General features: G+C 32.2%; 20 protein-coding genes. 9 read left to right on the forward strand and 11 right to left on the reverse strand.

Annotated features, from left to right (window positions below):
• Positions 1 to 38: 38 nt before the first annotated feature.
• Entirely contained in the window at positions 39 to 1,841 is a 1,803-nt protein-coding gene (locus ACN0WY_RS00500) for a MutS-related protein (protein WP_417799209.1), read from the reverse strand.
• Between the two features lie 39 nt (positions 1,842 to 1,880).
• Here ACN0WY_RS00500 and uvrC point away from each other — a divergent pair, with 39 nt between their 5' ends.
• Both uvrC and ACN0WY_RS00510 read left to right on the forward strand, forming a co-directional pair.
• The gene (uvrC, locus tag ACN0WY_RS00505; protein ID WP_417799210.1) at positions 1,881 to 3,677 is read left to right on the forward strand and encodes an excinuclease ABC subunit UvrC; all 1,797 of its coding nucleotides are present in this window, start codon (positions 1,881 to 1,883) and stop codon (positions 3,675 to 3,677) included.
• Positions 3,674 to 5,863, forward strand: a complete 2,190-nt coding sequence (locus ACN0WY_RS00510) for a patatin-like phospholipase family protein (RefSeq protein ID WP_417799211.1) — start codon at positions 3,674 to 3,676, stop codon at positions 5,861 to 5,863. Before uvrC ends, ACN0WY_RS00510 begins: the two co-directional genes overlap by 4 nt.
• Positions 5,864 to 5,920: 57 nt before the next feature.
• On the opposite strand, the gene ACN0WY_RS00515 is transcribed toward ACN0WY_RS00510, so the two are convergent.
• The 6 genes from ACN0WY_RS00515 to ACN0WY_RS00540 form a co-directional block, all read right to left on the reverse strand.
• Positions 5,921 to 7,465, reverse strand: coding sequence for a ribonuclease E/G (locus ACN0WY_RS00515; RefSeq protein WP_330488858.1), 1,545 nt, complete (start codon positions 7,463 to 7,465; stop codon positions 5,921 to 5,923).
• 294 nt (positions 7,466 to 7,759) lie between these two features.
• The gene (locus ACN0WY_RS00520; protein WP_047787990.1) at positions 7,760 to 8,050 is read right to left on the reverse strand and encodes an HU family DNA-binding protein; all 291 of its coding nucleotides are present in this window, start codon (positions 8,048 to 8,050) and stop codon (positions 7,760 to 7,762) included.
• A gap of 136 nt (positions 8,051 to 8,186) precedes the next feature.
• Positions 8,187 to 9,404: a DUF4302 domain-containing protein gene (locus ACN0WY_RS00525; RefSeq protein ID WP_330488859.1), complete on the reverse strand. Its 1,218-nt coding sequence runs from the start codon at positions 9,402 to 9,404 to the stop codon at positions 8,187 to 8,189.
• Between the two features lie 7 nt (positions 9,405 to 9,411).
• Positions 9,412 to 10,263, reverse strand: a complete 852-nt coding sequence (locus ACN0WY_RS00530; protein ID WP_330488860.1) for a substrate import-associated zinc metallohydrolase lipoprotein — start codon at positions 10,261 to 10,263, stop codon at positions 9,412 to 9,414.
• A gap of 6 nt (positions 10,264 to 10,269) precedes the next feature.
• Positions 10,270 to 11,760 carry a RagB/SusD family nutrient uptake outer membrane protein gene (locus ACN0WY_RS00535; RefSeq protein WP_330488861.1) on the reverse strand — a complete coding sequence of 497 codons (1,491 nt, stop codon included), beginning with the start codon at positions 11,758 to 11,760 and terminating at the stop codon, positions 10,270 to 10,272.
• Positions 11,761 to 11,772: 12 nt separating this feature from the next.
• Positions 11,773 to 15,108, reverse strand: coding sequence for a SusC/RagA family TonB-linked outer membrane protein (locus ACN0WY_RS00540; RefSeq protein WP_417799212.1), 3,336 nt, complete (start codon positions 15,106 to 15,108; stop codon positions 11,773 to 11,775).
• A gap of 213 nt (positions 15,109 to 15,321) precedes the next feature.
• On the opposite strand from ACN0WY_RS00540, the gene mutY reads away from it, so the two are divergent.
• From mutY to gldD, 4 genes are read left to right on the forward strand one after another with little or no spacing between them, the layout of a single operon-like run.
• A complete protein-coding gene (gene mutY, locus ACN0WY_RS00545) occupies positions 15,322 to 16,362 on the forward strand; it encodes an A/G-specific adenine glycosylase (protein ID WP_417799213.1) in 1,041 nt (346 codons plus the stop codon).
• A 37-nt stretch (positions 16,363 to 16,399) separates the two neighbouring features.
• Positions 16,400 to 16,837, forward strand: a complete 438-nt coding sequence (locus ACN0WY_RS00550; RefSeq protein WP_417799214.1) for a single-stranded DNA-binding protein — start codon at positions 16,400 to 16,402, stop codon at positions 16,835 to 16,837.
• A 19-nt stretch (positions 16,838 to 16,856) separates the two neighbouring features.
• Entirely contained in the window at positions 16,857 to 18,185 is a 1,329-nt protein-coding gene (gene gldE / locus ACN0WY_RS00555; RefSeq protein WP_417799215.1) for a gliding motility-associated protein GldE, read from the forward strand.
• Entirely contained in the window at positions 18,178 to 18,738 is a 561-nt protein-coding gene (gldD, locus tag ACN0WY_RS00560; RefSeq protein ID WP_330488866.1) for a gliding motility lipoprotein GldD, read from the forward strand. Before gldE ends, gldD begins: the two co-directional genes overlap by 8 nt.
• Before the next feature lie 53 nt (positions 18,739 to 18,791).
• Here gldD and ACN0WY_RS00565 read toward each other — a convergent pair whose 3' ends face one another.
• Both ACN0WY_RS00565 and ACN0WY_RS00570 read right to left on the reverse strand, forming a co-directional pair.
• Entirely contained in the window at positions 18,792 to 19,826 is a 1,035-nt protein-coding gene (locus tag ACN0WY_RS00565) for a COX15/CtaA family protein (protein ID WP_330488867.1), read from the reverse strand.
• A gap of 85 nt (positions 19,827 to 19,911) precedes the next feature.
• A complete protein-coding gene (locus ACN0WY_RS00570; RefSeq protein ID WP_330488868.1) occupies positions 19,912 to 20,391 on the reverse strand; it encodes a heavy-metal-associated domain-containing protein in 480 nt (159 codons plus the stop codon).
• An 89-nt stretch (positions 20,392 to 20,480) separates the two neighbouring features.
• On the opposite strand from ACN0WY_RS00570, the gene ACN0WY_RS00575 reads away from it, so the two are divergent.
• Positions 20,481 to 21,353 carry a DMT family transporter gene (locus ACN0WY_RS00575; protein ID WP_417799216.1) on the forward strand — a complete coding sequence of 291 codons (873 nt, stop codon included), beginning with the start codon at positions 20,481 to 20,483 and terminating at the stop codon, positions 21,351 to 21,353.
• A gap of 80 nt (positions 21,354 to 21,433) precedes the next feature.
• Here the strand turns inward: ACN0WY_RS00575 and ACN0WY_RS00580 are convergent, their stop codons facing one another.
• Both ACN0WY_RS00580 and ACN0WY_RS00585 read right to left on the reverse strand, forming a co-directional pair.
• Complete coding sequence (locus ACN0WY_RS00580) at positions 21,434 to 23,482, reverse strand: M16 family metallopeptidase (RefSeq protein ID WP_417799217.1); 2,049 nt, start codon at positions 23,480 to 23,482, stop codon at positions 21,434 to 21,436.
• 19 nt (positions 23,483 to 23,501) lie between these two features.
• Positions 23,502 to 24,818: a pitrilysin family protein gene (locus ACN0WY_RS00585; RefSeq protein ID WP_330488871.1), complete on the reverse strand. Its 1,317-nt coding sequence runs from the start codon at positions 24,816 to 24,818 to the stop codon at positions 23,502 to 23,504.
• A 206-nt stretch (positions 24,819 to 25,024) separates the two neighbouring features.
• Between ACN0WY_RS00585 and rplU the strand changes: the two genes are divergently transcribed.
• Positions 25,025 to 25,513 carry a 50S ribosomal protein L21 gene (rplU, locus tag ACN0WY_RS00590; protein ID WP_330488872.1) on the forward strand — a complete coding sequence of 163 codons (489 nt, stop codon included), beginning with the start codon at positions 25,025 to 25,027 and terminating at the stop codon, positions 25,511 to 25,513.
• 22 nt (positions 25,514 to 25,535) lie between these two features.
• A complete protein-coding gene (rpmA, locus tag ACN0WY_RS00595; RefSeq protein ID WP_028891690.1) occupies positions 25,536 to 25,796 on the forward strand; it encodes a 50S ribosomal protein L27 in 261 nt (86 codons plus the stop codon).
• The last annotated feature ends 117 nt before the right edge of the window (positions 25,797 to 25,913 follow it).

Consider the following 25,913-nt stretch of genomic DNA (forward strand, 5'->3'; position numbering starts at 1 on the left):
TTGTTGAAAGAGAAAACAGGCTTTCACAAAAAGAAAGGTTACACAATTTCCATTTTTTTAAGAAGAAAAGAAGCGTTCATGTTTTTACAAGTTCCAGATTTTATGGTGTAATCGAAAAACAATTCATTGTTCATAATTTCAGCATCAAAATAATAATTCAGTATTTGAGGATACTCATTAGCGAGTTCACACAAACTTACATCGTGAGTAGCTATAATTCCAGTAGATTTTGAACGTGTAAGTTTTTCAACAAATTTTCTAGAGCCTGATGCTTTATCCTTACTGTTTGTTCCTTTTAAAATTTCATCAAGAATAATAAAATAGCGATCGGTTTCAATAGTATCAACAATAAATTTTAACCGTTTTAGTTCCGAATAAAAATAAGACTCATCCTCGGTTAATGAGTCAGATGTTCGCATACTGGTAATTAATTTTATAGGAGTGTATTGATAATTAGAGGCGCATACAGGTAGCCCACAATTTGCCATGACTATGGATAGGGAAACGGTACGCAAAAATGTGCTTTTTCCTGCCATGTTAGCACCCGTTATAATAAAAAATTGCCCTTTAGAAATCGTAAAGTCATTGTCAACTCTTTTTGAGGATTTCAAAAGCGGATGTCCAAGGTGTTGAGCAATAATACCGTTGTTTTCATTTTGAAGAGTGGGGAAAGTAAAAGTAGGATGATTAAAAACGAAGTTGGCAAAAGAGTTATAAGCATCGAAAAAATTTACAACGCTAAACCACTCATCGGTAGTTTCTTTATAGGAAAGAATCCATTTTTCTACTCTTATAGCAAGGGTAATATCCCATAAAAACAAGCCATTTCCAATAATAGCAATAACAATATTGTTACGTTGATCGAACGTATCTAAAATTTTAGAAAACTCTTTGAAAATAACAGATGCTTTTTTTGTTTTGGTAGCTATTTTTTGTTGCTTTTCTTTTAGAAGAGCAGAAGTAAAAGTTTCCTTCTCTATTTGTTCCAGAAGCAAATAATACTGTTTAAAAGTATCTTTAACTTTACTTGATGAGGTGTAAATATGCTGTGTTTTTTTAATATGGAGTGCTGAGATTGTTAAACCTATAAAAAACCAAATTAAAACAACTGAAAAAGGAATCGCACTAAAAACCAATAAGACTATTAAAGCTATTGAAATGCTTGAAAAAAACATAGAAATCCACTTTAAAGAAGAAGTTAGTTTTGATTCATAGTTGGTTAACCATTTTGTAATCACTAAGGATTCTTGAGTGGTTGACGAAACCAAATGTGCTAGTGAAGTAAAATGTTGTCGCCAATGAATCTTTTCAGATAATTCTTTAAGTGCTTTTTGCTTTTCTTCAATAAAAGAAATTGAATTACTCGTTAATAAGGAAGCTAGAAGTTTTTTACCATTGGTAGTTGCGGTTCTATTGATGTATTGAAAAAAAGAACCATTTCCGAATAAGTCAATATCATTACTATAATAGTGCGTGGAACTTGTAAATTCTGTTCCTTCAGGAAGGAATTCAAAATGACCATTAAGGACATCAATTTCTAGTTGATTGTTGTCTTTTTTAAGCTGAAGTATAGTACGTTTTTCTTTTACTTGTTGATGTTGTATAACCAAAAAAGCAAATAGTAAAATACCAATAAAACCAATTATAAAAGGGGTGAAGGGTTGATAGAATGTTAAATAAACTCCCAAAGAAAAGCCTAAAAAAACTAGTAGTCTGAGTATTCTTATAAAGGTTATTTTACTATTTATTTTTGAAAGTTGAAGAGCTAAATCTTTCAGCTCTTTGTTATAAAAATCTTGTGGTTGTTGCATTTTTAATTGAAAAGGATAAATGTACAGCATTACAACAAAAATCTTTTAATAAAATCGTATTTTCGTTGTATGCCAACATCACTCGAACTTCAAATAAAAACATTACCAAATTCGCCAGGAGTTTATCAATATTTTGATAAAGATGATACGATTATTTATGTTGGAAAAGCTAAGAATTTAAAAAAACGAGTTTCGTCTTATTTTACTAAGAATCACGAAAATGGTAAAACACGCGTTTTAGTCAAAAAAATTGTTCGAATAGAACATGTGGTGGTTGATACAGAAACAGATGCATTACTCCTTGAAAATAATTTGATAAAAAAATACAAACCACGATATAATGTCTTGTTAAAAGATGATAAGACATATCCATGGATTTGTATTAAAAAAGAGCGATTTCCGCGGATATTTTCTACAAGAAGAGTAATTAAAGACGGATCGGAGTATTTTGGGCCTTATACTAATGTGCGTACAGTACATGCGTTGTTGGATTTAATTAAAGAATTATACCCCCTACGTACTTGTAATTATGACTTAAGTCAAGAAAAGATTGATACTGATAAGTATAAAGTTTGCTTAGAATATCATTTAGGGAATTGTAAAGGACCTTGTGAAGGATATCAAACGGAGGAGGATTACTTAGAGGATATCAGAGCAATTAGAAACATCATAAAAGGAAATTTTAAAGAGAGTTTGCAACAGTTTGAAAAGATAATGCTTGACTTTGCTGCTGATATGCGATTTGAAGAGGCACAAAAAATCAAAGAGAAATTAGCGTCTTTACAAAACTATCAAGCCAAATCAACAATAGTGAATCCATCAATTAATAACGTGGATGTGTTTTCTATCATTTCTGATGAATCGCATGGGTATGCAAACTTTTTCAAGATAATGAATGGCTCAATAGTGCAATCATATACCACAGAGATTAAGAAAAAACTAGAGGAAACAGATAAGGAGCTTTTAGAGTTGTTTATTGTGGAAACTCGTCAGCGTTTTCATTCGTTATCACGAGAAATTTTTGTTCCGTTTAAAGTGAATGTGGGTAAAGATGTTAAAGTTACCATACCAAAATTAGGAGACAAAAAACGTATTGTAGAACTGTCTGAACGTAATGCAAAGTTTTACCGTCAAGAACAGTTTAAGCAGATAAAAATTGTAGATCCTGATCGTCATGTAAAAAGAATCATGGCGCAAATGCAAAAAGATTTACGATTAGGAAAAGAACCTCGTCATATAGAATGTTTTGATAACTCAAATATCCAAGGAACAAATCCTGTTGCCGCCTGTGTGGTTTTTAAAGATGGAAAACCAAGTAAAAAAGACTATCGCCATTTTAATATCAAAACAGTTGAAGGGCCTGATGATTTTGCATCGATGGAAGAAGTGGTATATAGAAGGTATAAGCGGTTATTAGATGAAGCACAACCTTTGCCACAGTTAATAGTAATTGATGGAGGAAAAGGGCAATTATCCTCTGCTTTAAAAAGTTTAGATGCTTTAGGTTTAAGAGGAAACATAGCTATTATTGGTATTGCAAAAAGATTGGAGGAGATTTTTTACCCAGGAGATCCGGTTCCGTTATATTTAGATAAAAAATCAGAAACGCTTAAAATTATCCAATATTTACGTAATGAAGCACACCGTTTTGGAATTACTTTTCACAGAAACAAACGAAGTAAAAGTGCTATACAATCAGAATTAGAGCAAATTCCAGATGTAGGTAAGCAAACGATAACTAATTTATTACGCAAGTTTAAGTCAGCGAAAAGAGTTAAAGCTGCTACTTTAGAAGAGTTAAAAGAAGTCGTAGGCAATGCTAGAGCTCAAAAAATATACAAACACTATCAAAAAAAAGAAGAATGAAAAAGTTGTTAATTTTATTATTTATTCCAGTACTTATGTTGGCACAAGATCAACCTAAGGTAGGTTTGGTACTTAGTGGTGGTGGAGCCAAAGGAATTGCCCATATAGGTATTTTAAAAGAGCTAGAAAGAGCAGGAGTACAAATAGATTATATTGGAGGGACAAGTATGGGGGCTATTGTTGGTGGGCTCTATGCTTCTGGATATACTGCGGATCAAATTGAAGAGGCTGTTGTTAAAACAGACTTTATGGATTTATTACAGGATAAAGTCTCTAGAAGAGAAAAACCTTTTTTTAGAAAAGAACACGGAGAAAAATACGCGATTTCTTTACCGATAAAAAAAGGCAACTTAGGGTTGCCTTTAGGATTGTCTAAAGGGCAAAACGTATTGAATTTTTTAACAGAACTGCTAGCTCCTGTTGACGAAATCACCGATTTTTCAAAACTACCGATTCCTTTCTATTGTATAGGAACAAATATAGAAACAGGAGAAGAAGAAGTTTTAGAAAGCGGGTCGTTACCTTTAGCTTTAAGAGCAAGTGCTGCATTTCCTTCATTATTAAACCCTGTGGATATTGAGGGGAAATTATTGGTAGATGGGGGAGTTGTAAACAATTTTCCTGTGGACGTTATGAAAAAGAAAGGTGTAGACATAGTTATTGGTGTTAGTGTGCAAGGTGAGTTGTTAAAAAGAGAAGAGTTAGTATCTATAGCATCATTGCTGTTGCAAATTGTTAATTTTCAGATGTATAAAAAGTCTGATGAACAAGTTGAATTATTAGATATTTATATAAGACCTAATGTAATTGATTACAGTGTTATCTCATTCGATGTAAAGAATGAGATTTTAGCAGAAGGAGAAAAAACAGCTAAAATGTACAGGGTAGTTTTTGATAGCATAGCAAAAATGCAACCTCAAAAAAGGAAAATTTCAAAAATAACTCCTAAAGGAAAAAGGTTTTTGGTTGATAGAATCATTATAAAAGGAAATAAAAACTACACAAACAATTATATTTTAGGGAAACTACAGTTACGTGAAGGTGACAGTGTTTCATATAAAGAAGTGTCTAAAAAAATAAATACGCTAACTGCATCAAAAAACTTTAAAAGAATAGATTATCATTTTGAAAAATCTTTTCAAGGAAAAAAGCTTGAACTAACCGTTAAAGAAGAAAAAGTACAATCGTTTTTAAGGTTAGGATTGCATTACGATTTACTATACAAATCAGCCGTACTACTAAATTACAACCACAAAAAAATGCTTTTCCAAAATGATGAGTTTTCATTAGATGTTGGTGTGGGAGATAAAATAAGGTATAACGTAGAATATTTTATTGATAATGGTTTATTGCCAAGCTATGGGTTTAGTACGCGGTATAATACTTTTAATAGTGATTTTATATATGATATTGGACTTATAAACGGGAAATATAGAGACTTTTCAACCTCATTGTATTTACAAACAACTTTTGATAAGAAATTTGCTATAGGTATTGGAACAGAACATAAAAATATAAATGCAAGTACAAGAAATATTTCAACAGAAGGAAAAGAAGATTTTTTTGATAAAAGCAACTACATAAACACCTTTGCGTTTTTAAAATTAGATACCTATAATAAAGAAATGTTTCCTACAAAAGGGTTTTATGCAGATATTGGGTTTAAATGGTTTTTATGGTCGGATAGAAACCATAGATTAAATGAGATGATAGAAAATAGCGAGTCTTTTCATCAATTTTCTCAACTGGGAGGAACACTAGGGTTTGCAACCACTTTTTTTGATAAATTAACATTTCAGTACACTTCACAAGCAGGGTACACGTTAGGAAAAAAATCGTTTGAAATATTTGATTATCGCTTGGGTGGATACAACCAAAACTATATTAACAATTTCATTCCTATGTATGGTTATGATACAGGAGGTTTAAATAATCAGTCTTATTTAAGATCAGAATTTAACTTACGTTATGAGGTTTATAAAAAGCATTATGCAATGTTCATAGCCAATTATGCACGTGTGGAGGAAGATATATTTGAGGGTGGAAATTTGTTTAAAGATACTAAGTCTGGATACGCAGTAGGATATAGTGTAGAAACGTTTTTAGGTCCTATAGAATTAAAATATACATGGTCTCCAGACCATTCAGATCACTATTGGTTATTTAACCTTGGTTTTTGGTTTTAGAAACAAAAAAATCCCGTATCGTTTGATACGGGATTTTTATTTCATAATAAGATTGCCTTACTTACTTTTTTTATTCTTTTTTAAATAGAACTTATATTGTAAGTACTGGTAAGCATCTCTAGGTAATATTTTAATCCACTTTTTGTGTTGAACAAACCATTTAAAACGGATTGAATTGACGCCTTTTGTTAAATAAGCAGCGATAAACGGATGCACATTTAATGTGATTTCTTTATATTTCTTACCGCTATTTAGTATGCGTTCTAATTCAGCTTCTATTATGTCTAATAAGACAATAGGAGCTTCTACCTCTCCATTTTTATTTGGGTTTGGTTCACGTGTCTTTATCTCTAATTCAGGTCGTACACGTTGTCTTGTAATTTGAACTAAACCAAATTTACTTGGAGGTAAAATTTTATGTTTAGTACGGTCTAAAGACATCGCATCTTTTAAATGTTGATATAACTTCTGTCTGTTTTCAGCAGATTTCATATCAATAAAGTCAACAACAATAATTCCACCCATATCTCGTAATTGTAACTGACGAGCAATTTCACTGGCGGCAATTAAATTGACTTCTAAAGCAGTTTCTTCTTGGTTTAAGGACTTGTTAGAACGGTTACCACTATTTACATCTATAACATGTAAAGCTTCGGTGTGTTCAATAACTAAATAGGCTCCCTTACTCATAGAAACTGTTTTACCAAACGATGTTTTTATTTGTCGTTCAATACCATATTTTTCAAAAATAGGTACGTCAGAACGATGATGTCTTACAATGTTTTCCTTCTCAGGATATATTTCTTGTAAGTACTCTTTAATTTCAACCTTAAGAGTTTCATCGTTGGTAACTATACTTGTAAAAGAATCGTTCATAACATCTCTCAAGATAGAAGATGCTCTGTTTAACTCACTTAATATTTTTGTTGGGGTGTTGTTATTGGATATACGTTTACACATAGTTTTCCAACGGTCAAGAGAGTTTTGTAAGTCTTTGTCAAGTTCTGCAACCTTTTTGCCTTCGGCAACAGTACGTAAAATAAGTCCAAACCCTTTAGGCTTGATACTTTTTGCTAATTTTTTTAAACGCTCCTTTTCTTTTGGATCTGCAATTTTTTGCGATACCGATATGCGGTTAGAAAAAGGAACTAAAACTAAAAATCTACCTGCAATAGAAAGTTCCGAACTAATACGCGGACCTTTGGTAGATATAGGTTCTTTTACAATTTGTACTAATAAATTTTGACCTGATTTTAGTACATCATTAATACTTCCATCTTTGTTGATGTCTTCTTCAAATCGGAAGTTTTTAAAAGTGAATTCTTTGTAATTACCTGTGCTTACTTTCTTAATGAATTTATTTAAAGATTGTACCTGTGGACCTAAATCGTGGTAGTGTAAAAAACCATCTTTAGGATATCCAACATTCACAAAAGCGGCATTTAAACCAGTCATTACTTTTCCTATTTTAGCAAGAAAAATATCACCGACTGAAAAATTATTGTCGCTTGTTTCTTTGTTTAACTCAATAAGTTTACCATCTCTTAGTAAGGCGAAATCAATATCAGAAGAATTGGAACGAATTATTAATTCTGTTTTCATTCTGAACATGGTTTTGTGCCAACGTAAAATTTACGAAGACGGATTAAAATTTGTAAACAGGTATATTGTTTATACCATTTTTAAGGTGTTAAAACCTTAATGTCAATGAACGTAGCTTATAAAAGCAACGAAAAAGTAAGCTATTGCTTACTTTTTCTTATGACGATTTGCTCTTGCTCTTTTCTTTCTTTTGTGCGTAGAGATCTTAGCTCTCTTTCTTTTTTTACCACTTGGCATAGTTAAAATGTTTTGTAAAACCTTAAGGACAAAGGTTTTGGGTTAATACTTTTTTAATTACTTTACAGCTACTTTTGTTTTTACCCCTTCAGTAAATACTTTTGAAGGCTTAAAAGCAGGTATGTTGTGTGCAGGAATCTTGATAGTCGTATTTTTAGAAATATTTCTACCTGTTTTTTCTGCTCTAGTTTTAATAATGAAGCTACCAAAACCTCTTAAATATACATTATCACCATTCTCTAATGCATCTTTTACTTCTTCCATAAATGCTTCAACAGTCGCTAAAACATCCGCTTTTTCAATTCCGCTCTTATCTGAAATCTTAGATACGATATCTGCTTTTGTCATTATAAATATATTTTGTTTGTTTTCTTTTAAAAATTGAGGGTGCAAATATATGATAATTAATTCATTCCGGAAAAAATAAGAATAAAAAACCCAAAAAACAATTGTTTTTTGGGTAAGTTTAATGAAAACAAGGTTTTTACTTAATAATAATAAACCAAAAATTTGGATCACTTTCACTAGTTAACCTAGCCACATCAGGGTTTATTGATTGTACTTTATATGGCGCTTTTCCAACTATTAGATCTACCATAGGGTTGATATGTGGTACGAAACTCCAATTTAAACCAGGCGTTTGTTTACCTATGGTTAATAGAGTTTCATCTCCGAGTACTCCTGAATACGACATGTTATGAATAGCTACAAAGCGTCCTCCTAAATCATAAACAATCTCTCCGTCTCCAAAGGCAATTATGTCACCTAAGGGTAAAGTAGGAAAAACAGCATCGTGTGCAGTTTTTACATCATTAAATGATTGAATAAAAGAGGCTGAGTTAAGAGTAGGATTAATTTGAGTTCTCCATACAACTGACATATCTAGTGGACTTGTTACAATTGTAATAGAAAAGTTTCCATCTAAAGAAACATATTTACTTTCTGCTTCATTCAATGTAAATTCAGCATACTTTGTACCATTTACATCAATAGCTGGTGAAACTATTATTCCATCTGAAGAAAATCCAACACCAAAGTTTAAACTAGCATCCCCTTCTAAGTTAGTAGCAAACCTTATGGCGTTTTTACCGTTATAAGAAAAATTGTATACTTTACTATCTATTTGGTACGCTAAGTGACCTGAAGAATCGTTTAAGAAATTCTTCATATTTTGATAGTTCTGGAAGTTAGTCCAGTCATTTTCAGAAGCTTTTTTAAATCGAACTTCAGTAAAATCTTTTACTGTTCTAAAAATTATCTCATCATTTTCTGTACCGTAGTACAAAAACTCAAAGCTTCCTTTGTATCCTTGACCTGATAAGTCACTAGTAGGTGCATTGTTTGAGTCTGAAAGCGAATGAATTTTATTTCTAGTAGTAAAAGATAGTTTTACAGTGGCTCCTAGTAAAATATCCCATTCACTGGTTTCTGTAGTAACTTCATCATTAAAATCTGATGCCATTTCTACTTGATTGTCGGTAAACTTCATCAAGAAAGTATAGCCTCCTAACTGACTGTCATCTGTAAAATAAGTAGTTTTCCATCCTTGATCTGAAGATTTTAGAAGGGCTTTTAGTTCTTCTTTTCTTTTGTTTAACCTTTCTGTTGGTGTGTCATTAAATATATTATCAACTTCATTGTCGTTACAAGACCATAGAGTTGTAAATAATATAAATAATGCTATATATTTAAAATTATTCATGTTATTTTTAATTTAAAACTTTTAAAATATTTTCAGCAGCTACTTTTTGTAGTTCATAGATGTCAATATCAAATTCAGATTTGAAATAGTTTGCTATAATAGCTTCTTTAGCTCGTATACTTTCTTTTGCCTCATCGCTTGATATGGCATCTATAATAGCATTGTATTCTGTGTTGTCGTAAGATAATAAAGCGGTTACCATTTCTGCAAAATCTTCTGTAACATTCGATCTAGCATAGTCTGATATAAAACCTAATTCTCTTGCTTCTGAAATTGAACTATTAAACCATTGTGCGGTATATCCAGTAGGTGTAATTTTACCAAAAGCATCTTCATCAAAAGGTACTGTTTGATTAATAATATGACAATACTCGTGTTGAATAGTAGATACAAACCTAATTAATTGATCTTTGTCCTTAAGGTCAACTAAGTCGGTATTGAAGAAAGTAATACGTTTTCCACCCTCAGCTAAACCTAAAGTAATAGTACCAGAAGGGTTTCTGTTAATACCTCCAACTAAAAGAATTTCTCTTGGAGCTATTTTTTTTACAAAGTCTTCTCCAGCTACTTTCGAGTATGTGTCTAGCCAAATTGTTTTAACCGCTTCCATAGCAGGTTTTACCTTGTCTATTGTTGGAGGGTATAGGTACCTGTTAAAGTCTACCTTATTAATACTCCACTTATACAAAACTTCTATGTTAAAAGGAGTTGTGTAATTTGATCTCAACCAGGTATCGGTATCGTTTAATTGCGGTTGAGAAATATCGATAGCACTATTTTCTAATGAATCTTCAACGTTGTTACAATTATATAACATTGAAAGAGAAAATAAACTGATTAATACATATGCTTTTTTCATAATAAATTATCTTGGATTAGGTTCAACTCCGAAATTTCTTGCCGTTAAAGGAATTTGAATTTCTCTTCGATTGTCATTTTTTGTTAAAGTGATTGGTTGATTGTCAAAGTTTCTCGTTACTTCTATATGAAACCTTTTTATATCAAACCATCTTAAACCTTCATGGTAATATTCTCTTCTTTTATATTCTGAAATAGCCTTAACATGTGAAAATTGCTTTTCTGTTAAAGAATAAAAAGGAGTGTATTCGTTCGCTACAAAAGGATACTTGTCTTCTACAATATCAGATGTTAAAATGTCTGTAGAAGGATCATAGCTACGTGTTTTTTTACTTAAAAAAGTAGTTAAATCGTTCAATGCAGCATTGTAGTTTTCTTTCATTACATAGGCTTCTGCTCTATTTAATAAAACTTCGTCTTTATCAAATAATACAATAGCTACAAAAGGAAGCCCTATTCCTGCACTCTGATTTGTGAACCTAAAGTATTCGCTATATTTAGGAAGGTTATAAACTACGTCAGTTCCAAAAACAGCATAACTCCAACTCTTGTTAAAAGGGTTTCCAGCACCACTAAAAAATAATTCATTTGCCTTGTCGATGCTTAAACCATACCTAGATGAAGCAAAGGTTCTTTGCCAAATAGAAGATGTTGAAGCAACTAAAATATTTGTTTTTTCGTTCGCATTAGCATAAGCTCTACCGTTTTCAGAATAAGAAAGCGCTCTGTACGCTTCCATATCTCTAATTTCTTCAGCAGGATTTAGAAGAACCTTTGAGCTGTATTTTATAACGTTATCCCAATCTCCTTTTTGTAAATAAAACCTTGCGGCAAAAGCATAGGCAGCATCTTTAGTAAAATGAAATTTTGGTTCGTCATAACTAATGTTTGTAGCTTCTAAGCTGGCTATACCAGAAAGTAAATCTTCCTCTATTAAATCATATACTTCTTGCACCGTATTTCTTTTGTATTTAACAATAAGAGAAGTTTCTGGTTTTAGAATGTATGGAATTCCTAAATCAGAGTTAGCGGTAGCTGGGTCGTAAGCTTTTCCCCATAAACTTACTAACATAAAGTGAGCATAAGCTCTTGTTAGGCGGCCTTCACCAAGTTGTTGATCTAAATCTAATTTTGAGTCTTGACTTATTAAATCGTTACTAGATTGAATTGCTTGGTTGGCTTGTGAAATAGCTTCATAGCAACTGTTCCAATAAAAATTAGGAGCATCTCTATCATCAAGGTTAGAGTCTTCCCACTTATACATTTCAGTGTCTAGTTGACCTCCTCCATTAATGTTCTTTTCACTGACGTTATCGGACATTATTTCCGTAATTAACTGAAAATTACCGCTAGGATAAGCACCTGTTAATAGTTGAGATATTTTTTCTTTAGAATCAATAACGGTTCTATTGTCTGGTAATTCAGAAAGGTAGTCATTACACCCAACCAGAAATGAGGCTGCAGTAATTACTAATATTTTTATTTTATTTCTTAACATATGATTGTTTTTTTATATACCTAAGTTAACTGACATCGTAAATTGCCTTCTAATAGGAAGGGCTACACCACCTACGCTATAAAATTCAGGATCTTGACCGCGTAGTTTTGAGTCTGAATAAAGTAAGAATAAATTAGTTCCTTGGAATTTTAAACTAAAATTAGACAGTCCTAATTTGTCTGTAAAATCTTTATTAAAATTATAACCTAAAGAAATACTCTTCATTCGTAAGAAGTCACCATCAGCAACGCGCTCTGTTGAATAGTTATAGGCGTTGTATGCTCTTTCAATTCTATCAATACTTTCAACCATACTTGTGCTTGCAATAACAGGAACGTTTGTAAGGTTTTCATCACCTGGGTTTTGCCATCTTGAAAGCATTTGTCTTGAAAATACATTTAAATCTGAGTATCGGCTAGAAAAAGAAGGGTTTAGTCTTATTTTGTTGCCACCAGCTCCTGTTATCAAAACATTTAAATTCCAATTTTTATATTTAAAAGTATTAGATAAACCAACAGAGATATTAGGGTCTACAGAGCCTTCATATACTAAATAATCGGTTAAATTTTCTGTGTCTTGAAAATCAGCACCCGTACTAGGGTTTGAGCCTTCAGGTAGTTTAAATGTTGGTAAACCTCTATTGTCTAATCCTTCAAACTTATATGAAAACAACGAATTGATAGGATACCCTTCTATATTAGCTCCTGTAGCATCTACTAAGTCTAAAGCAATAGGTTTGTTTTCAAGATTTGTAATTTTTTGATTTATGTATGAGACGTTGAAGGTGGTAGACCAACTAAAGTTGTCGGTAACAATGTTTTTAGTGTTTAAACTAAGTTCAAAACCTTTCGACTCAACATCGGCGTTGTTACCTTGCTTAATAAATTGCCCTCCGATACCAGAAGTTCTTACAAAATCAACATTGTCAAAAATATCTCTTTTGTACACATCGGCACTCAATGATACCTTGTTGTTAAACATAGATAAATCAACACCAAAGTTTAATTCGTATTGTTTTTCCCATGTTAACTCTGAGTTTTGCAACGCGGCAATATTTAAATAGGTTTCTCTATCTTGCGGTGATAATCTGTCTGTTATTATACTTCTAAAAATAGCGGAAGCATTAGTCGCACTACCAGGAGTTGCTACTAAACCATAAGATGTTCTAAAGCTTAAATTGCTTATTACATCAGAATCTTTTAAAAAATTTTCTTCTTTTGCATTCCATTTTGCACTTACAGAACCTGTTGGTAACCATCTTGAACTTGAGCTTTTTCCTTGTCTGTTAGATCCATCATATCTTCCTGTTAAAGAGAAAATATACTTGTCGTCATATGAGTAAGTTGCTTTACCAAAGAAAGCGACTGTTCTTTCTCTTTCTTGAGAAATAGAATAATAATCGTCTCCTTGAGTAATAATTTTCTCTAGTATTCTTGGGTCAGTAAAAGGAGTGTAACCATTGCCAAACTGTAAGCCATAGCCTGTAAAGCTATTTCTATCTCTATCAACGTATCTTAATTCCTGACCAATAAAAGCATCAAGTCCGTGTTTCTCGTTGTAAACATCTTTATAGGTTAAGCTGTTTCTCAAGTAGTACGAAGTTAAGGTATTGTCTGTTTTTATGTATATACCCCCATTTGGAAGTACAGATATTGGTAATGCATCTGGATTGTTAGGATCTGTATATAAAAAGATGTTTGCATCTCTAACAATAGTAGTTTCGTCAGCATTGTAAGCTCCTACTACGTTAGAATTTTCCTTTATATTGTGCTCTATTGTGCTGTTTACATATCTAGCGGCTGAATTAAAGTCGTATGTAAGTTTATCTGCCAACTTATAAGAAGCATCAATTTGAAACCTTACATCTTTAACATCAATATCCATGTAGTTGTTTTCCGTTTCTTCTAGAATGTTGAAATTAGCCCAGTTGTTTCTGTAGTATTCTAAGTTTCCATTGTTGTCTCTAGGTCTTAATGTTCTTGAGGTATTCAATGCATAACTAAATGGGTTAATGTCAAAGTCTCTTGATACATCTCCGTTAAAAGAATCTGTTTGTCTAGAAAATGTACCCGGGGCTTTTTGTTTTCTAATAGAAGCATTTGAAGCAAAAGTTAGGTTAAACTTATCAGATAAATAGAAAGTGTTTTTCAAATTAAAAGTGAGTCTGTTAACCTTTTCAGCAATGGTCCATCCTGGATCATTGAAAAAACTGATAGAGGAATAAAAAGCATTGTTATCTCCACCACCAGTAATATTTAAAGAGTGGTTTTGACTAATAGATCTTCTGAATAAAGTTTTAAACCAGTTTGTATTTGCTAGTTCGTATTGTTGGAAAAATTTATTTCTAGCTTCGGGAGTGTTCTCTAAAGCAAATTCCCCTGTTAAAGGATCGTAAGTGTTAGTTTTGTCTGCTGCTATGTAGTACACACCTCCGTATCTTGCTTGAGCTACATTAGGTAATTCTAAAAAGCCTTTAGATTCTAGCTCTTTTAAAATACTAAAATTCTCTTTTGAATTTAGAATGTCAAATTGTGAGTAATCAGGAATATCACTTACCGTTTGTTCTAAGCTGTAATTAATTTTTATAGGAGATGATTTTCTACCATTTTTTGTAGTAATAACTACTACTCCATTACGCGCTCTAGCACCGTATAAAGAGGTAGCGGAAGCATCTTTTAAAATATCAATTTTTTTAATATCATTAGCATTTATACCAGCTATTGATGAGCTTAGTAGGGTTTCAGCATTCCCTGAAGCTAATTGATCTAAATCGGTTTCAATTATATCTTCCTGAACAACACCGTCTATTACGTATAAAGGCGTGTTGTTACCAAAAATTGAAGAGTTACCCCTAATTGTAATTTTTGGTGCTGCACCAAAAGTACCAGAAATATTTTGAATATTAACACCTGCAACCCTACCTTCTAACATGCGTGTAACATCTACAACTCCATCGAGTTTTAAATCGTCTATACCTACAGACACCGCAGAACCGGCAAATGATTTTTTATTGATTTTGTCATATCCAGTAGCAATGACTTCTACTTCGTTAAGAATGTTAGAATCATCTTCTAATACCAAATTGATGACGGATTGGTTTTGTACTTTTACTTCAGTCGTTTTTTTACCAATAAAACTGAAAACAAGTACATCTCCTTGGTTTACTTTTATGGTGTAATTCCCATCAAAATCTGTCTCAGTTCCTTTGGTTGTGTTTTTAATCAAAACAGTAACACCTGGGAGAGGGCCAGTAGTGTCGGAAACTGTACCAGAAATACTTTTTTCTTGAGCATGCGTTATTCGCCCAAGTAACACTATAAATAGCGTTAGCATGAATTTAGATTTCATTAATTAAATTATTTAAATTAGTACCCGGAAAAAAAGAAATTTTTCCCCTTCATTGTTATGAAGTAATAACAGTTTAAAGTGTTTGTTCCCTACTTTTTTTTAAAAAAAAACTCATTATGTTGTGTTTTTTATTGGTTTGGGTTGGTTTTTATGGTAATAATGTAAGTGTGTTTTTAGAGTTTGTGTTTTTTTTAATTTAAAGGGTGTTTTTTTGTGGTTTTAGAATTGATTTATTGGTATAGTGAAAATAAAAGGAGTCTTCCTTGGAGAAAAACAAAAGATCCGTATCGTGTTTGGTTGAGTGAAATAATGTTGCAACAAACCCGTGTAGCACAAGGGTTGCCTTATTTTTTAAAGTTTACAGAAGCTTTTCCAACCGTATTTGCTTTGGCTAAAGCAAATGAAAGCGAAGTGTTGAAGTTATGGCAAGGACTTGGCTATTATTCTCGAGCAAGAAACTTACATTTTACTGCTAAGTTTGTAGCAAACGAATTAAAAGGAGAGTTTCCTAAAACATATAAAGAGTTGCTTACGTTAAAAGGAGTAGGAGATTACACAGCTTCTGCTATTGCTTCGATTTGTTATGACGAGCCCGTAGCTGTAGTAGACGGTAATGTTTATAGAGTTCTCTCGCGTTATTTTGGTATAGCTACTCCAATTAATTCTACCAAAGGAGTTAAAGAGTTTAAAGAATTAGCACAAACATTAATAGATGTGTCTCAACCAGGAGTATATAACCAAGCTATAATGGATTTTGGAGCATTGCATTGTAAGCCTCAAAATCCCCTGTGTAGCGAATGCCCGCTTGCAAATAGTTGTGTAGCATTCGCTAAGAATAGGGTGAAAGAACTTCCTGTGAAGGAAAAAAAGATAAAGGTAAAAAAGAGATACTTTAATTACTTGGTTCCAATAACTGAAAACAACGAAACCGTTTTAGAGGAAAGAAAAGGGAAGGGTATTTGGCAAGGGTTATATCAGTTTCCTTTGGTAGAAACACAAAAGAAAACAGCCGAAGATGAGTTGATGGAAAGTGAGCAGTTTAAGAAACTTTTTCCAAAAGAAACGACCGTGTCTCTTTTCAATACTGATGATATTATCCACAAGCTATCACACCAACATTTAATTACCAAGTTTTGGGTAGTAAAAACGACGGATGTAAATACGGAAACTACAGACTGGACAACAGTTAAAGAACGTCCTGTACCTGTGTTAATTGATAAGTTTTTAGAGGAATTTTTAAACAAAGAATCTTAAAATTTGTATATTTGATTTTACACTAAACTATAATGCTATGGCAGGAACAATTAATAAGGTAATTTTAATAGGACATTTAGGAGATGAGGTTAAAATGCATTATTTTGAGGGAGGAAATTCTATAGGCCGCTTTCCTCTGGCAACTAATGAAACCTATACGAATCGTCAAACAGGAGAAAGAATAACAAATGTTGAATGGCATAATGTAGTTGTGCGTAATAAATTGGCAGAAATTTGTGAAAAATACTTAACTAAAGGAGATCGAGTGTATTGTGAAGGACGTATAAAAACACGCCAGTATGAGGTTGATGGACAAAAAAGATATACAACCGAAATTCATGTACAAGACATGACGTTTTTATCAACTAAAAAAGACCCAAATAACACGCAATCGAGTGTAGAACCTATGCAAGGAAGTCCTAATACGACATCGCCAACTATGAGTAATGAAGAAGATGATGATTTACCGTTTTAGTTTAATTAAATTTTAAAAATTGGATCCAGAACCCGACCCTTTACTTTTAGTTTTATCAAGTTTTGATTGGTTAACCGCCATGAACTGTTTGTTGTTACTTTTATTGTTAATTTGTTCTGCGTTAGTTTCAGGAACTGAAGTTGCTTTCTTTTCAATATCACAAACAGAATTAGATGAGTTATCAGCAAACTCTAAAGAAGAAAATACTGTAGTAAAACTACTTAAAGATCCTAAAAAGTTATTAGGAACCATTTTAATCACCAATAATTTTATTAATATTCTTATTGTATTGCTTTTTGCAAATATTGGTAAAGTGTTATTTGCAGGGTTAGATTATGAATTGAACTTCTATTTTTTCAATGTATCTGTCCTTTTTTTAATAGAAATAGTACTCATTACCTTTTTAATTTTATTGTTTGGTGAAGTGTTACCTAAAGTGTATGCTAGTAGAAAATCATTACAATTTGCTGAGTTTATGGCAAAACCGATTCAAGCATTAAATACCTTACTAACGCCTTTGAGTTTACCGCTTATCAAATTAACAAGTGTTGTTGAAAATAAGCTCGGTAATAAGAATAATAACCTTTCTGTAGAACGGTTGTCGCAAGCGTTGGAGTTAACATCAGATGATGCAACAACCAAAGAGGAACAAAAAATTTTAGAAGGAATTGTTAGTTTTGGGAATACTGAAACGGTACAAATTATGAAACCTCGAACCGATGTGTGCGCAATAACTGATGAAGCTAGTTATGAAGAAGTGCTGCAAACTATTTTAAAGAACGGGTACTCGAGAAACCCAGTATATCATGAAAGTATTGATAATATTACAGGGGTTTTATATGCTAAGGATTTATTAGAACACCTGAATAAGAAAACATTCAAGTGGCAAAAACTGTTGAGAGAACCATTTTTTGTTCCAGAAAATAAAAAGTTAGATGATTTGCTAGTTGAATTTCAAGAGAAGAAAAAGCACTTGGCAGTTGTAGTTGATGAGTATGGAGGTACTAGTGGAATTGTAACGTTAGAGGATGTGATAGAAGAGATTGTAGGTGATATAAATGATGAATTTGACGATGAAGACCTCACTTATTCGAAACTTGATGAAAATAACTATATTTTTGAAGGAAAAATAACTATTAAAGATTTTTGCCGTGTCTTAGAAGATGAAGATGAGGAAAAGTTTGAAGAGGCTAAAGGAGAAAGTGAAACCATTGCAGGTTTTATTTTAGAGGTCTCAGGAAAGTTTCCCAAAAAAGGCGAAAAAATAAACTTCAGTAATTATACGTTTACTATTGAAGCATTGGCTAAAAAACGTATAAAACAAGTAAAAGTTACCCGAAATGCGTAAACTCTTTTTGCTGACATCAGCAATATTTTTAATAAGTTGTGGTGAGGAAACCTTGCCTAAACCAAAGGGATATTTAAGTTTAGAATATCCTGAAAAAACTTACAAGAAAACAAATTTAAATAAACCTTATGCGTTTGAAATAGCTCAAATAGCTCAAACTAAAGATTTGCCAAAAAACTGGATAAAAGTTGAGTACCCAAGTTTAAAAGCCTCGGTAGATATTACCTACCGACCTATTGAAGGAAATTTAAGAGAGTTGCTAATAGAATCTGAAAAATTAGTATTTGAACATGCTATTAAGGCAGATCAAATTACGGCACCAGTAGAATATGTAAATCCAAATACGAAAGTATACGGGAGTTTATATCAAATTTTAGGGAATGCTGCTTCACAAGTGCAGTTTCATGCAACAGATAGCTCTAAACACTTTTTAAAAGGGTCTTTATTCTTTTATACCAAACCAAATTATGATTCTATTTTACCAGCAGTGGAATATATTAAAAAAGATATGATTCATATGATGGAAACGTTGGAGTGGAAAAATAGTCAATGAGCTAATTAGTCAATGAGCGAATGATTTAATTAGCTCATTAAATCACTAGTTCATTATCTCTTTATAATCATTTTTTTTCTCTTCGATTGCAACCACAAATAAAACTGCAATCCAAATAAAATAGCACCCGATAACAAGTGTACCGCTTGTGTTCCTAAAGGAAATTCAGCATAGTACATTAAAATACCCGTAATCGTTTCTAAAAAGATTAAGAAAACAATCCAGTTTACCAGTTTATACCCTAAATTCTTTACTTGATTTAAGTAAAATAACCCAAGGTTTACCAATACAATAGCTATAGTAAATGAACGGTGGATGTAGAATTTTATATTTGGATCCATCAAGCTATAATGTTTGTTTTCAAATCCATGTAGTTTTACTTGTTCGTCAATAAATTGGCGTACCTGAGTTCCTAAAGCAATTTGAATTAGAGAAAATACAGCTGAAAGAATTACTAATTTACTAAATAATGAATTGTATTTATAAGATGTTTTCTTTCGATCGGAAACGATGTAAAGCAACCATAATAACAAAGCAACAATAACTAAACCACCAACCATATGAATGGTGATAATTGTTGGTTTTAGGTTTGAATCTACTACAGTTTTACCAAGCCACGCTTCAAATAACATCAAAAAGAAAGCACCAAATGATAGAAGCGTAATTTGTTTGTTTTCTTTCCAAAACCTAACAGAAACAAAAATTAAAAACAAAAAAGGAATTCCTGCCAAAGCAGAACTTAAACGGTTAATATACTCTGTCCAAGTATGAAATTTGTTGAATTTAGCGTAATCGTGTTTAGTGTACTTTTCCCAGTTATTAGCATTAAATTCATCAGAGGTTTTAATATTGTGACCTGCTACAAATAAGGCTTCATCTTTTACGATAATCATCCCTTTTTTATACTCAGAATTAGGTTGCCAAGTAATTTGCTCTTCAGAAGTTGGAGGAATGTAATAACCAAAACACTTTGGCCAATCAGGACATCCCATTCCTGAACCTGTCATACGAACAATAGAGCCAGCTAAAAAAATAACATATACAGCAATCAACGAGATTTTTACAATGAGAGGAAAATGTTTCTTCATTAGATGAAAAGTTTTAGCAAAGATACTTAAAAGGTATAAAAAAAAGCTCCTGAATTAGGAGCTTTCGGTATTGTTTAAATTACAATTATGCTTTTTTTGCTTCAGCACAACATGCCATAGTACAATCCTCTTTACATGCCTTTTTTTCAGCTTCAGTTTTTGTAGAGCATTCTTTTTTACAATCAGCGTCACAAGATTTCTTACCAGCTTTTTTAGTCGTTTCAGAAGCTTTATACATGTCGCCGCTACCGATTCCTTCTACAAAAGCAATTAAATCTGCTTTGTTTGTTTTATTAGCATCGTATTTTATAGTTGCAATACTGTCGTTAAAAACAACGTTTGCTTCTAAAACACCATCTTTTTTACTTAAATCAGAAGCTATTTTTCTAGCGCAACCTATTTCACAAGTCATTCCTGAAATATTTAAAGAAAGCTCTTTAGCATCAGCAGCTACCGCTGTTTTTTGCTCTTGATTTGATTCCTCTTTTTTAGCCTCATTTTTACATCCAACAGCTAAAAAGCTAACAAAAACCAAAGCAAATAATATTTTCTGAATTTTCATCATTTTTATTTATTGAGTTATTCAGCAAATTTATCAATAAAATCAAAATTAAAAATAGAAATAAACGACTTTTGTACTTAAATTAATTGAGAATGAATAGTCAACAACAAAAATGGTTATTTTTAATAGTGCTTTCACTGGTTTGGGGAAGCTCTTTTATTTTAATGAAAAAGGCATTGATTGGGTTAACTCCAATTCAAGTAGGAGCTTTACGTATGTTAATTACAGCTGTTTTTTTGTTGTTGGTTGGGTTTAAAAGTTTAAAGAGAATAGAAAAGAGGCATTGGAAGTATGTTGCCTATACGGCAATTTTAGGTACTTTTTTTCCAGTGTTTTTATTTGCCTTTGCTGTAAGTAAAATAGACAGTTCTATCCCAGCTATTTTAAACTCGTTAACACCTTTTAATACATTTATTTTTGGGGCACTGGTATTTGGGTTTACTTTTAAAAGAAAACAGTTTTACGGAGTTTTAATTGGATTAGCAGGAACTTTAATTCTTATTTTGAAAGGAGCTGAATTAAATCCGAATCAAAACTATTGGTATGCTGTTTTAATACTAATAGCTTCAATAGGGTATGCTTTTAATGTAAATATGATTAAAAAATATTTAGATGATTTAGATGCCTTGGCAATTACAACAGGAAATTTTTTGTTGTTAATAATACCTGCATTTATAGTGTTGGTATTTTCTGGATTCTTTTCCACTTTTGAAGCAACAACAGCAACTACTTCAGCACTAGGTTACATTACAATTTTAGCCATAGTGGGAACAGGAATAGCAAAAGTATTGTTTAATAAAATGGTGCATTTATCATCTCCTGTTTTTGCTGCCTCTGTAACGTATTTAATTCCTGCTGTTGCTGTAATGTGGGGAATTATAGATGGAGAAAAATTAAGTTTAATTCAGTTGTTAGCAGGAGGCATTATTCTGTTTGGAGTTTGGTTAGTAAATAAAGCAAGATAATTTTAAAAACTACTTAAAATAAAAAGAGCCAAAATATTGCATTTTGGCTCTTTTAGTTTTTATAAATCTAAGTTTAATATCTATTTAAAATCAGCGTCAGATACCCCTTCGTTGATTTTGATTTCTTTTGTGATGAACTCAAAAGTCATTGGTCCATTCTTTTGAATCATTTTATGAGGGAATTTAATTCCATTTACCTCTTTGTAATCTGAAAAAACAACAGGTACTTTCATTTCTCCTTGTGGTCCTTTAGCGGTTTTTACTTCTTTGACCTTTAATCCAGATTTTACATCATAAAAAATTTCTTTTTTACCGTGTTTAATCACATAAGCATTGTTTCCATCTATAGGCTCAATCCTATCTATAGTTCCGGCTTTATAAGCTTTGTCAGCAAAAGGAGCAGCAGTATTTTTAATTTCTTCTAATTCATCACCTGTCATTTCTTTTTTCTGACCATTTACTTCTTGATACCCATTAGTTCCATCAAAAACTACTTTTTGCATCACATTACCCATCATAGAAACAATAACTGCAGATTTATTTGGAGCAGCATTTTTTTGAACTAAACTTAATTGCATTCCTTGAACTGCAGCATTAGAAGTAATCATTACCGATTTTACGTTTGCTACTTTGTCTTTTCCTCCAATAGCTTTAAAATAATCATCCACTACACTAGAAGCTGTAACACCGCTCGGTATAGGTAAACTCATGGCAGGTTTTTCAGTAGGATTTCCGTTTGTATCAAAATAGTTGATTTTATAATCAGCTGTTTTTTCTAAGTTCTTTAAAACATCAATTCCTTTCCCTGTAATGATAATACGAGCTCTGTCTCCTTTGAAGTACTTAATTGCTGCATTTTGAACATCGTTTAATGTTACTGCATTTATGTTTTTTAAGTAGTTCTTGTAGTAGTCAGCAGGTAAGTTGTTTGTTAAAATGTTTAATGCATAAGAAGCTACTGTTTGAGGTTTTTCAACGTTACGAACAAAGTTTCCAATGTATTTTGCTTTTGCGATGTCTAACTCTTCTTGAGTTGCTTTTTGGTAACGAATTTTGTTGATTTCTTTCATTGCTTCAACCATTGCACTATCAGTAACCATGTTTCTTACCGATGCCGTTGTTTTAAAACGAGAAGCGTATCTGCTTGATCCGATTCCTGAGTAAGCGCCATACGTATATCCTTTGTCTTCACGAAGATTTTTGTACAGTCTACCAGTACCACCCCCACCAAGAATTTGGTTGGCTAATAAAGCAGCGTAGTAATCTTTATCGTCCATTTTTAAATCTACTGCATTGATAATAGATAATTCAGATTGAACAGCATTTGGCATATCAATAAAATTAATCTCAGTAGTTGAAGGGTTTTCAACTTTTGGTAATTTTTGAGTAACTAAATCACCTTTTTTCCAAGTACCGAATAAGTCTTTAACTTGAGATTTAATTTCATTAAAGTTTACATCACCAATTATAATTAAGTAGGCATTGTTTGGTTTATACGTTGTGTTGTATAAGTCTTTAACATCTTGTAACGTAACATTTTTTAAGGTCTCTTCAGAGGTAAACTCACCAAAAGGATGGTTTTTACCATAGGTTAAAGCGTCTTCTACTCTGCTAGCAATAGCTTTAACACTCTTAGCACTGTTTTTAATTCCGTCAAGAGATTGTTTCATTTGTTTGTCAAACTCTTCTTCAGTAAATACGGGGTTAAAAGCAGCATCGGCCATTAATCCTAATACCTTTGGGAAATACTTTGATAAAGAGCTAGCTCTAGCTCCTTCATTCCAAAAAGAGATGTTAGCTCCTAAAAAGTCAACTTCTTCATCAAACTTTGCTTTTGGAGTATTGGTTGATCCTGTTCCTAACATTCCACTTAACAATCCTTCAACTCCTTTTTTATTTCCAAAAGACATTGGTGGATTATCAATGGTTAATGTAGCAGACACTCTTGGTAATTTATGATTTTCAACCACTAAAACTTGCAATCCGTTAGGTAAAGCAAACTTTTTAGGGCTTCCTAAGTTAATTTTAGGAGCTGGGCCTGGTTTTGGTTGTTGGGTTCTATCAATCTGTGCTGAAACAGTTAATGATAGAAATAATATTGTGACAATTGAAAATATTTTCGTTTTCATTAAAATTCAGTTTAGATGATTATTTCTTTTTTGGTAAATATTCGATAACAACACGACGATTTTTAGCTAAGTATTTTTTAGCAACGTCTCTAATTTCTTCTTTTGTAATAGAATTGATAACTTCTAACTCTTTGTTAATTTGGTTTGTATTCCCAACTAACATATAATTTCTTGCTAAAGAGTTAGCAATGCCCTGTACACTAGAGTTTGAAGCAACAAACTGGTTTTCAAATTTGTTGCGAACTTTTTGTAAATCTCTGTCAGAAATTAATTCAGTTTGCAATTTCTCAATTTCTTCATCCATTTCTTTAATTAAATCATCTAAAGACGTTTTTCCTAAAGGAATAGCTCCAATATTGTATACACTGTAATCCTCTAGGTTACGAGCAAAAGAAAATACTTGAAGTGCTTTTTTCTTATCATCAACTAATTTTTTATACAACCTAGAGCTTTTTCCGTCGCTTAAAATAGTAGAAATTACGTCCAATACTTTAGCGTCTCTTTCTTTCATTGAAGGAGTTTTGTGTGCTAATAAAATAGCAGGCAATTGAATATTAGAATCGTATTCTTTTACACGTTTTTCTTGAGTTCTCTCTGGTTCAACTACGTTGTTTCTTTTTGGAAGTGTACGTGCTGGGATTGGCTCAAAATAATCTTTAATTAATTTTTTAGTGGTAGCTTTTTCAAAATCACCAGCTACTACTAATACGGCATTGTTTGGCATGTACCATTTCGTATAAAAATCTTGAAACTCACTTAGTTTTGCGGCATCTAAATCTTTAATGTAACCAATCATTGGTCTGCCATAATTGTGCTTGTTAAAAATATGACTGTACACATCTCCGTATATAATTTTTCCATAAGGAGCATTATCCATACGTTGACGTTTCTCTTCTTTAACTACTTCGTTTTGAGTGTCTACAGCTTTTTGGTCAATAATTGGATGTAATAATCGTTCTGATTCCATCCATAAACCTAGTTGTAAGTTGTTTGAAGGGAATGTTTCGTAATAATAGGTTCTATCCCAGTTCGTGTTCGCATTACCTGTTCCACCATTGGCAGCTTCAATTTTATTCCACTCACCACGACCAATGTTTTTAGTTCCAGTAAATAATAAGTGCTCATAAAAATGCGCCATCCCTGTTTTCCCATCCTCTTCATCCTTTGATCCTACATGGTACATTACTCCAACAGTAACAACAGGAGCAGAATTGTCTTGATGCAAAATAACGTGCATTCCGTTGCTTAAATCGTACTCTTCAAACTCAACTTTTTGTGCATTAGCCGATAAGCCTAACAACAAAGCTGAAGCTAGAGTGATAACTCTTTTTCTCATTGATTGAAATTTAATTTTTAATGATTTTCGTGTATTTGACGTGAAATTAGAGTTATTGTTACAGTTAAAATAATAAAAACAATTTTTTTTATGGTAAAAGAGTAATTTTCTGAGTAATACATTTTTTTTTGAAGTAAAAAATGTATATTTGCACCCGCATTTTTATTAAGAAAGTGTGAATAAAGTATAAACGCAAAACAAATAGTATGTACGCAATCGTAGAGATAGCAGGGCAGCAATTTAAAGTAGCAAAAGACCAAAAAGTATACGTACACCGTTTACCAGAAGCAGAAGGATCAAAAGTAACTTTTGATAATGTAATGCTTATTGAAGATAAAGGAAACGTAACTATTGGCGCCCCAGCTATAGAAGGTGCAGGAGTAACTGCAAAGATTTTAGGTCACTTAAAAGGTGATAAAGTAATCGTTTTCAAGAAAAAAAGAAGAAAAGGTTACAAGAAGAAAAATGGACACAGACAGTATTTAACTGAAATCCAAATCGAAGGAATTTCTGCATCAGGAGTTAAAAAGGCAGCTGCTAAAAAAGAAGCTCCTAAAGCTGAAGCAAAAACAGAAGAGTCGAAGGATTTAAGTTCAATGACTGTAGCAGAATTAAAAGCTTTAGCTAAAGAGCAAGGTATTACAGGATACACTTCTTTAAAGAAAGCTGAATTAATTGAAGCATTAAGTAAATAATTAACTTTAAAAACTTACAAAGATGGCTCATAAGAAAGGTGTCGGTAGTTCGAAGAACGGTCGTGAATCAGAATCGAAACGATTAGGAGTAAAGATTTTTGGAGGACAAGCTGCTATTGCAGGTAACATTATTGTTCGTCAAAGAGGAACTCAACACAATCCAGGTGAAAATGTTTACATGGGAAAAGATCATACTTTACATGCTAAAGTTGATGGTGTTGTAAAATTCCAAAAGAAAAGAGATAATAAATCATACGTTTCTGTAACTCCATTCGAGGCTTAAGAAACTAACTGATTAGGATACAATAAAAGCTCAACTAAATTTAGTTGAGCTTTTTTGCGTATATAAATAAAACGAACATTAAAATTTATATATAAAAAAACACCACTCTAGAGTGGT

It is taken from the genome of Tenacibaculum sp. (assembly GCF_048269885.1).
Lineage (GTDB): Bacteria > Bacteroidota > Bacteroidia > Flavobacteriales > Flavobacteriaceae > Polaribacter.